Below are 10,023 nucleotides of genomic sequence, written 5' to 3'. Positions count from 1 at the left end.
GACTCGAAGAACTTTTACTATGAGGCCTACAGCAGCGTCAGCCAGTCGATCTTCGACGGCGGCAAGCTGCGGAATAATCTCCGGTACTACAGAGCGCAAGACCAGGAATATCTCGACACATATCAGCAGACCATCGCCGGCGCGCTTCGCGATGTCTCCAATGCCTTGATCGCCTATACCAAGACGAGGGAATATCGGGAAAAGCAGGAAGCCCAAGTCGCATCCGCAACCGTGGCGGTTCGACTTGCAGACGTACTTTACAGGGGTGGATCGACAAGCTACCTACAGGTACTTACCAGCGAACAGACACTCTACAGCGCGCAACTCTCGTTAGCTACAGCTCAGCAACAAGAAGCTCTCTCATTGGTGACGCTCTATAACGTCTTGGGCGGAGGGTGGTGAAATATCGCATCATTTCCCAGTTTACGAAAGCCGAGAACGAAAGAACCGAATTCGGAACACGGACATCTTGAGTAAGAGATGACTGGTCTATGAACAGCGCGACGCAACTGACATACCTAGCTATCGGGTTGGCAGTCTTTGGCCAACAGCTATGCCTTCCGCTCCCATCCATGTTGCTCTTGATGACTGCCGGCGCTTTGGCTGGTCGTGGGGGAGGGCATCTCACAATTCCACTCGTTCTCTTGACGAGTGTAGTCGCGTGCCTTGCCGCAGATAGCGTCTGGTTCTGGTTAGGAAGACGCTGGGGTAGCAGCGTAATCCGTTTGATTTGTAGCCTGACTTCCAATCCACAGGGCAGCCGTGAACGCTCAAGGCAAATATTTGATCAGTGGGGGTTGCGATTGCTGGTGGTGGCAAAGTTCGTTCCCGTGTTGGACGGCGTATCACCTCCACTGGCTGGTGCTCAGGGTGCGACAGTGCTGGGTTTCCTCGCATACGACTCCGTTGGGTCGCTCCTCTGGAGCGCGGCTTACGTCCTGGCTGGCTTTCTCTTTTCCAGTCAACTTGATCGCGTCATCGGCCTGCTTGATCGCTTCGGTACGGGACTAATCGTGCTGGTAGCCATACCTATGCTGCTGTGGACCGCATGGAGACTCTTTAGAATCGTGACGATGATCCGTCACCTGCGGCTTCACCGCATCAGCCCAGCGATGCTACAGCGGAAGATCGACGATGGCGAGAGGATAGGGGTTGTCGATCTATTGCGATATGAGGCCATGGACCACGAGCTGGAGGGCATTCCGGGTTCGGTTCGGACGGACCCGGACCAGCTGAGAAAGGCCCATCACGTCGTTGTCCCCGAGGGGGTGAGCATGGTGCTCTATTGCTCATCGAAAAACGAGTTCACTAGTGCGCGCGTTGCGGCGGCCATGAAGAAAGTGGGGGTATCCAACGTGTGGATTCTGGAAGGCGGGCTCGATGCATGGGTTGCAGAGGGGCGACCGACCACAACCAATTTCAGCACAAGAGAAGAGCTAGCCGAGCGGCTTGGGGTTGTGATATCACCCCCTCGCCCGCACCGGCGTTATGGCGGCTTCTGGTAGACGGGTCATGACGGCGAACTTAATGTCGGCAGCTCTGCGGAGCCGGTTTCAATCCTTCGCGCCATATCCGTGCAGAAAGCAATCCATCGCTTCTTTCACCCTCTGCTTGATCTCGCCTGTCGTTGGCTTAGGCGCAAAGGGCACGTTCGCTTCCATCGTCATCTCCGCCGCGACGAGATCGAAGAATTGCCGCGCGGCTACGGTTGAGTTCATCTGGCGCAGCCTTCCCTTGCTGACTTGATCTTCAAGATAGTGTGCAAGCGCGGAGTTAACGCGTGCTGGTCCTCGGGCATGAAGAGTTTTTTGCAACTCGGGAAACCGTACACTTTCCATCATCATCACGCGACGAAAGGCCATGGCTTCTGGCGCGAGCAATCGTTCCAAGACGACTTGACCGAACTTCGCCAACGCTATTTCCGGCGGAGCTTGAGATAAAAGCACCGAACCAAACTCGGTTGCGATCTGTTCCGCTCGGCGGTGCAGCGCCGCCTGGAAGAGTTCTTCTTTCGTTGGAAAGTGGCGATAAAACGTCTCCTTGGAGGCCTGAGCATGTTTGGCGATCTCCCCCATGCTCGTTGCTTCGAAGCCCTTTTCCATAAAGAACTGAGTTGCAGCTTCCAGCAATCGGTCGATCAGGCGGTCCGTGCGTATTTGAGATTTCGACCGCTCGACAGGCTCTCTCGCTATAGGTTTTTTTGGCATCAGACTCTAAGTGACCTTTCTCTGAAACCTTCTTCCATTCATAGAGTCTACTCTACAGGCGAAACGCACGGTACGGTACGGAAAGTCGCCTCGCGCCGGGAGACGCTCTCGAATGGATGATACGCAACGTATGCAGAATGCCACACCACCGACAGCCCTCGCACCGGGGGAACTCGCTGAGAACAACCCGCGTCCGAAATCGCACCGATGGCGATGGATCATCGCCATTCTGGTTGTCGCGGCTATTGCTTTAGCTGTCGTCAATGGGAGCCGCAAAAGTCAGGCAGATAAGGCCGCTCAAGTGGAACCCCCGCAAATTACTACGATCAAGGTAGCCACAGCCCACCTTGGGCCGATTGGCTACTACGTCGAAGCGCTAGGTACTGTCACACCCCAGGCGACAGTGAACCTTTACAGCCAGGTCAACGGTCGCGTTGTGGCCGTTCATTATGTAGAAGGTCAGATGGTGCATCGTGGCGACACCCTGATCGACATCGATCCCCGCCCCTACGAAGCCCAGTTGAAGCAAACCCAGGGAACGCTCCAGCATGACCGTGGGGTACTGGCACAAGCTGTAATGGATCTTGCGCGCTATAAGGATGCCTCCAGCCAACAGGCCATCATCCGGCAAACCTATGAGGATCAAGAGCAGGCTGTTGAACAGTACAAAGGGACCGTGCAGAATGATGTCGGCCAAGTCGAGTATGCGGAGACTCAGCTCAGCTACTGCCATCTGACCTCGCCCATCAACGGTCGTGTTGGCCTTCGGCTCATCGATCCAGGCAACACGGTCTTTTCCGGCAGCTCCACTTCCATTGTTGTCATCACCCAGCTACAGCCCATCACGGTCGTCTTCAACGTAGCTGAAGACAATCTCGATCAAGTCCGGAGTGAAATCCTTCACCGTTCGTCCCTGCCTGTTGATGCCTTTGATCGGACGCGGCAGACGAAGATTGCGACCGGCAAGCTGCTCACTCTCGACAACGAGATCGACTCCTCTACAGGAACAGTGAGGTTCCGCGGTCAATTCGAAAATAGCGACCTCAAGCTGTATCCCAATCAGTTCGTCAATGCCCGCCTGCTCGTGAAGACGCTACAGAACGCCATTCTGATTCCGTCTGCAGCGGTGCAGCGCAATGGAACGAAGGCGTTTGTCTACGTCGTCTCTGGGGACACCGTCAAGATGCGAACCATTACGGAGTTGACGTCCGAAGCCGATCAGGCAGCGGTGGTCGGCTTGAATCCAGGCGAGATCGTATCCCTTACTGGCTTTGACAAGTTGCAGGAAGGCTCAAAGATCACAATTCAGTCGGATCAGAACACAGGCACGCAGTCCTCCATCCGGCAGACGGACAAGTATCAGGCTGAGAGCCTTCTTTGAGCCCATCCCGTATCTTCATCCTCAAGCCGATCGCCACCATACTCCTCATGGCGGCAATTCTGATCCTCGGCCTTATTGCGTACACCGAGCTTCCCATCTCTGCGCTTCCGGAAGCGGACTACCCAACGATTCAGGTGCTGACGTTCTATCCCGGTGCCAGCCCACAGGTGATGAGTTCAGCAGTGACCGCGCCGCTGGAACGTCAGTTCGGGCAGGTTGCGGGCCTGACTCAGATGACCTCGACGAGCTCGGATGGCAGCTCGGTCATTGTTCTACAGTTCTCGCTGAACCTCAATATCGACGTGGCCGAACAAGAAGTACAGGCTGCGATCAACGCGGCGAATGGATACCTGCCGACCGACCTGCCCGTGCCCCCGGTGTATAGCAAGTCCAATCCGGCGGATGCTCCTATCTTGACACTGGCCCTGACCTCCGACAGCATCCCTCTCTCGCAGGTGGAAGATCTGGTTGACTCGCGACTCGCGCCGAAGATCTCGCAGTTGAACGGTGTGGGTCTCGTAACCATCAGCGGAGGGCAGAAACCAGCGGTTCGCATTCAGGCGAACCCTGTGGCTCTTTCCTCCTATGGAATCGGTATGGAGGATCTGCGTAGTGCCCTGACGAACACGACGGTCAACTCGGCCAAGGGTAGCTTTGACGGGCCTGCCCAGAACTTCCAGATCAATGCCAACGACCAACTCCTTTCGAGTGCCGGGTATCGAGATGTATTGGTCGCTTACAAGGATGGCAATCCTGTGATGCTGAGCGATGTCGCCAGGATCACGGATGGCATCGAGAACAATAAGCTCGCTGCCTGGAAGAACCGAACGCCAGCAGTCATCGTGAATATCCAGCGTCAGCCAGGGGCCAATACGATTGAGGTCGTCGACTCCATCGAGAAACTTCTTCCCAAGCTGAAGGCTGGTTTGCCCGCCTCGGTGAAGCTCGAAGTCCTGACCGACCGCAGCAACACGATCCGTGCCTCCGTGAAAGACGTTGAGTTTGAGTTGGCTCTCACCGTTGGTCTGGTCATCCTCGTAATCTTTGTGTTTCTGAGGAGCTTCACCGCGACTATCATTCCCACGGTAGCGGTGCCACTATCGCTCATCGGTAGCTTCAGCGTCATGCACTTGCTGGGATACAGCCTCAACAATCTAACCCTCATGGCATTCACGATCTCGACCGGCTTTGTTGTCGATGATGCAATCGTGATGATTGAGAACATCTCACGCTATTTGGAAGAAGGGATGAATCCGCTGGAAGCCGCCCTCAAGGGGGCCGAACAGATCGGGTTCACGATCATCTCGCTCACCGTATCTTTGATCGCGGTGCTCATTCCGCTTCTGTTCATGGGCGACATTGTGGGCCGTCTGTTCCGCGAGTTCGCAGTCACCCTCAGCATCACCATCCTGATCTCCGCAGTCGTATCGCTCACGCTTACCCCGATGATGAGTTCACGGCTGCTGCGCCATACTCCCGACTCAGAGCAAAACCGCTTCTATCGCTGGACAGAGTATCTCTTCAAGCGCATTATTGCCGCCTATGGAAGAAGCCTCAAGTGGGTGCTCCAATACGAGACCGCCACGTTGCTTGTTGCCGCCTCTCTTTTGCTGCTCACGGTCTTTCAATACATTGAAATCCCTAAGGGCTTCTTCCCAACGCAGGATACGGGGATTATCCAGGGCATTACGCAGGCTCCGGAATCGATCTCCTTTCCAGCGATGTCGCACAAGCAACAGCAGCTCAGCGATGTCGTTCTCAAGGACCCCGCCGTCGCCAGTCTGTCCTCGTTCATAGGTGCCGATGGCACGAATAGCACTCTGAACAGTGGGCGCATTCAGATCAATCTCAAGCCCCTTGCGGAACGCCACATCACGGCTTCGGAAGTGATCGCACGCCTTCAGAAGCATGTCGATCAAGTTCCCGGCATACACCTCTATCTCCAGCCGGTGCAGGATCTGACGGTGGATGATCGCGTCAGCCGCACCCAGTATCAGTACACCCTCGAAGACCCCGACAGCTCAGAGCTGAACGTGTGGACGGCGAAGATGGTAGCTGAAATTAGCAAGCTACCTCAGGTCAGGGATGTTGTCACCGACCAACAGAACAACGGCGTCAGCATGAATCTTGTCATAGACAGGGCCACAGCTTCGCGCCTGAATATCACGCCGGATCAGATCGACTCGACACTCTATGATGCGTTTGGGCAGCGGCAGATCAGCACTCTTTACACACAGTCGAATCAGTACCACGTCATCCTTGAGGCGTTACCCACCTTCCAGACAAGTCCAAACAGCCTTAGCGGCATCTATTTTCAGGGAAGCAACACTTCGAGCTCCGGCTCGTCGTCGCAGAGTACCTCGGGTCGCACATCAGCCGCATCCAGTGGAACAGTCAGTACCCTCAGCGCGTCTAATCGCACTGGTCTGTCTGCTTCCACTCCCAACTCGGTGCTGGCATCTTCTACCCAGAGTTCCTCCAGTACGCAAAGCGGAAGCAGCGGGGCTTCCAGTTCCTCCACAGCGTCGCCCACGCAAGCCACCCCGGTTCCACTCTCCGCCATCAGCAGCTTCACTACGAGCGCGTCGCCACTGACGATCAGCCACCAAGGTCAGTTCCCCGTGGTCACGATCTCGTTCAACGTAGCACCCGGATACTCGCTGAGCCAAGCCGTTGCTGCGGTTAACAAAACCAAAGAGGGGCTCAATATGCCCACCAGTATCGACGGCAGCTTTCAAGGTACAGCCGCCGCGTACACAACCATTGGGCGCAACGAGGTCTTTCTTATCCTTGCCGCACTCATGGCGGTATACATCGTGCTCGGCATCTTGTACGAGAGCTTCGTCCACCCCATCACCATTCTCTCTACCTTGCCCTCGGCAGGAGTGGGCGCGCTGCTAGCGTTGCGCCTGTTTCATCAGGACCTCGACGTAATTGCCATCATCGGCATCATCCTTCTGATTGGCATCGTCAAGAAGAACGGCATCATGATCGTGGACTTCGCACTCGACGCGGAACGCAATCACGGCATGAACGCTGAAGAGGCAATCTTCCAGGCGTCGCTGTTGCGCTTTCGGCCCATCATGATGACGACGCTGTGCGCGCTCTTCGCAGGCCTTCCGCTGGCCTTCGGAACAGGAATCGGTTCTGAGCTTCGTCGGCCTCTTGGTATCGCGATGGTGGGTGGCCTCCTCGTGAGTCAGGTTCTAACGCTCTACACGACACCCGTCATCTATGTGTTCTTCGACCGGCTCGCCCAGCGTTTCGCCCGCCAACCCAGAGTCATGCTGAGCAAGCCAGCCACGGCGGAGCAGCTATGAACATCACGGCGTTCTTCATCGAGAGACCTGTAGCTACGACGCTCATGGCCGTTGCGATTCTGATTGCCGGCGGCATGGCTTTCAGTGCTCTCCCGGTAGCTTCTCTGCCTCAGTTCGACCTGGCCACGATCACAGTCGCGAGCCAGTTACCGGGAGCAAGCCCCGAGGTGATGGCGTCCTCCGTGGCGACCCCACTGGAGCGTCAGTTTGGCCGTATTGCAGGTATCACCCAGATGACATCTTCAAGCACGCTGGGTACGACCTCCATTACGCTCCAATTTGACTACTCCCGCGATGTGGACGGTGCCGCGCGCGATGTCCAGGCCGCCATCAATGCGGCGCGCACGTATCTGCCTGCCAATCTTCCATCGAACCCGACGTACCGAAAGGTCAACTCCGCTGTGTTCCCCGTGCTGGTGCTCACCATGACCTCCGATGTCCATTCGGAGGGTGAGTTGACGGACATAGCCGAATCGGTTGTCCAGCAGAAGATCTCTCAGTTGGAAGGCGTTGGGCAGGTACAAGTGGTTGGTGGTGCCCTGCCGGCTGTGCGGGTAGACATCAATCCGCAACAACTCGCCAGCTATGGGCTAGGCGCACAAGATGTGGCCCAGATACTGTCAACACAAAACTCCAACCGCCCCAAGGGACAGATCAGCAACGACTTCACTACCGCCGACATAACGGCCAACGATCAGATCTCCAAGGCAAAGGACTACGCGCCCATCGTACTGAAGGCAAGCGACGGCAAGGTGGTCCATCTCAGCGATGTGGCGCATGTGTTCGATTCCGTACAAACGACCCGGTCTGCCGGATATGCAAACGGAAAGTCCTGCGTGGTTCTGTTGGTATTCCGCCTTCCGAATGCAAACGTGATCGACATGGTGGACCGCATCAAGAAGACCCTACCGTCGATCAACGCTTCCATCTCTGCCGGTGACAAACTTCAGGTCGCCAGTGACTCCACTACGACGATTCGTGCGTCTGTCAGCGATGTAGAGCGCACAATGATGATTTCTATCCTTCTTGTGGTGGCCGTGGTCTTCGTCTTCCTTCGCAGTCCGCAGGCGACCTTGATTCCAGCCGTGGCGGTTTCCACTTCGCTGATCGGCACCTTCGCTTTGATGTACCTGCTCGGCTACACCGTCGATAACCTCTCGCTGATGGCGCTGACCGTTTCCACGGGCTTTGTCGTGGACGATGCCATCGTGGTCATGGAGAACATCACCCGCTATATCGAAGAAGGAATGACAGCTTGGGACGCTTCCTTGAAGGGCGCGAAAGAGGTCAGCTTTACCGTGCTTTCCATGAGCCTCTCACTCATCGCCGTCTTTGTTCCCCTGCTATTTATGGGGGGGCTGATAGGTCGCATCTTCCACGAATTTTCAGTGACGATCTGCCTCTCCATTGCTGTCTCAATGTTCGTCTCGCTCACCCTGACCCCAATGATGTGCGTCTATCTCCTGAAGCCCACGGCAAGCGAACACCATGGGCATTTGTATCGCCTCAGCGAGCGCGCTTTCTCTCTGATTCATAATGCATACCGGAAGTCACTGACATGGGCTCTCAAACACCCTGCATTGGTCATCCTCAGCATCCCAGGCACACTGGCTCTCAGTGTGTTGCTGGTCGTTCTGGTGCCCAAAGGCCTCTTCCCCACACAAGACACCGGGCTCATCTTTGGCGGCCTGCAAGGCTCGCAGGACTCTTCCTTTCCTGCCATGAGAGATTCGCTGCTGGATGTACAGCGTGTGATTGGTCAGGACCCTGCTGTCCAAACGGTCGCTGGCTTCACCGGCGGAAACCAGGGTGCAAGCAACAGTGGCTTCATCTTTCTCTCGCTCAAGCCGTTGGCTGACCGCGACGCGAGCGCAGCTGAGGTAGTGAATCGACTCAGCACCAAGCTCGCCAAACTGCCCGGTGCCTCCACCTTCCTGCAAGCGTCGCAGGAGCTCGGTGTCGGAGGACGCCAAAGCAACGCACAGTATCAGTATCAACTCTCCGGAGATACTGTCACCGATCTGGGCACTTGGGGACCGCTGCTCTACCAGGAGATGCGCAACATGCCGCAGCTTCGGGATGTAACCACCGATCAGCAAAACGGCGGCCTGCAGATGTTGTTGAACTACGACCGTCGAACCGCCGCGCGGTTCGGAATCACACCGCAGTTGATCGACAACGCACTGAATGACCAGTTCGGCGAAGCACAGGTTTCCACCATCTACAGCTCGCTGAACCAATACTACGTGGTCATGGAAGCGGCACCTCAGTTTTATCGCGACACCAGTACGCTCAAAGCCACCTACGTCCACGCCTCCGGAAACAAGGCGATACCATTACAGGCGTTTAGCTCAACGCAGGCAGCGACCGCGCCACTCAGTGTCAACCACTCATCCTTCTTTCCCTCGGTGACAATCGCCTTCAACCTTGCACCTGGTGTCTCTCTGGGGCAAGCGACAACCGCGATCAACCAGATGCAGCAGCGCATCGGTACACCACCAGCAGTGCGTGGCGAATTTGCCGGAACGGCCGCGGCCTTCCTTTCTGCTCTTTCCTCTGAGCCGATGCTCATAGCCGCTGCCCTGCTGTCGATCTACATCGTCCTGGGAGTCCTCTATGAGAGTTTCATCCATCCAATCACGATCCTTACGACGCTTCCTTCAGCGGGGGTGGGAGCCATACTGGCGCTCCTGATTTTTCACAGCGAACTCGACGTCATCTCCGTGATTGGAATCTTCCTGCTTATTGGCATTGTGAAGAAGAACGCGATCCTCATGATCGACTTCGCTCTGCTGGCAGAACGAGAGCACGGCAAGAGCACCGAGGACTCCATCTTTGAGGCCGCGATGTTGCGCTTTCGTCCGATCCTGATGACGACATTCGCCGCGCTGTTTGGTGCCCTTCCCCTGGCCCTTGGAACGGGGACTGGCTCAGAGCTGCGGCGTCCACTTGGCATCGCCATCTGCGGAGGCCTCATCTTCAGCCAGGTGCTCACTCTTTACACCACACCTGTGATCTACCTGTTTTTCGATCACCTCAGCCAACGATTGAGCCGTCATCGCGGAAACTCTTTTGCTGTCGTGAACCGCATCCCCGCCGCCTAGGAACATACCCA

The 10,023-nt window shown here is 56.2% G+C and carries 6 protein-coding genes; 5 read left to right on the top strand and 1 reads right to left on the bottom strand.

What is annotated here, in order from left to right:
• Together OHL18_RS20655 and OHL18_RS20650 are read left to right on the top strand one after the other, a co-directional pair.
• On the top strand, positions 1-402 hold a 402-nt coding region (locus tag OHL18_RS20655; RefSeq protein ID WP_263376767.1), incomplete at its 5' end, for a TolC family protein.
• A gap of 89 nt (positions 403-491) precedes the next feature.
• Complete coding sequence (locus OHL18_RS20650; protein WP_317890517.1) at positions 492-1,505, top strand: VTT domain-containing protein; 1,014 nt, start codon at positions 492-494, stop codon at positions 1,503-1,505.
• 48 nt (positions 1,506-1,553) lie between these two features.
• On the opposite strand, the gene OHL18_RS20645 is transcribed toward OHL18_RS20650, so the two are convergent.
• Positions 1,554-2,207 carry a TetR/AcrR family transcriptional regulator gene (locus OHL18_RS20645; RefSeq protein ID WP_263376766.1) on the bottom strand — a complete coding sequence of 218 codons (654 nt, stop codon included), beginning with the start codon at positions 2,205-2,207 and terminating at the stop codon, positions 1,554-1,556.
• Between the two features lie 112 nt (positions 2,208-2,319).
• On the opposite strand from OHL18_RS20645, the gene OHL18_RS20640 reads away from it, so the two are divergent.
• From OHL18_RS20640 to OHL18_RS20630, 3 genes are read left to right on the top strand one after another with little or no spacing between them, the layout of a single operon-like run.
• Positions 2,320-3,588 carry an efflux RND transporter periplasmic adaptor subunit gene (locus tag OHL18_RS20640; protein ID WP_263376765.1) on the top strand — a complete coding sequence of 423 codons (1,269 nt, stop codon included), beginning with the start codon at positions 2,320-2,322 and terminating at the stop codon, positions 3,586-3,588.
• Positions 3,585-6,908 carry an efflux RND transporter permease subunit gene (locus tag OHL18_RS20635; protein ID WP_263376764.1) on the top strand — a complete coding sequence of 1,108 codons (3,324 nt, stop codon included), beginning with the start codon at positions 3,585-3,587 and terminating at the stop codon, positions 6,906-6,908. Before OHL18_RS20640 ends, OHL18_RS20635 begins: the two co-directional genes overlap by 4 nt.
• Positions 6,905-10,012 (top strand): efflux RND transporter permease subunit, encoded by a 3,108-nt coding sequence (locus OHL18_RS20630; protein WP_263376763.1) that lies wholly within the window; start codon positions 6,905-6,907, stop codon positions 10,010-10,012. The genes OHL18_RS20635 and OHL18_RS20630 overlap by 4 nt, the downstream gene beginning before the upstream one ends.
• Positions 10,013-10,023: the final 11 nt, after the last annotated feature.

It is taken from the genome of Granulicella aggregans (assembly GCF_025685565.1).
Classification (GTDB): Bacteria; Acidobacteriota; Terriglobia; order Terriglobales; family Acidobacteriaceae; genus Edaphobacter; species Edaphobacter aggregans_B.
The sequence above is the reverse complement of the archived record's forward strand: the minus strand, read 5'-3'. Positions and strand labels throughout refer to the sequence as shown.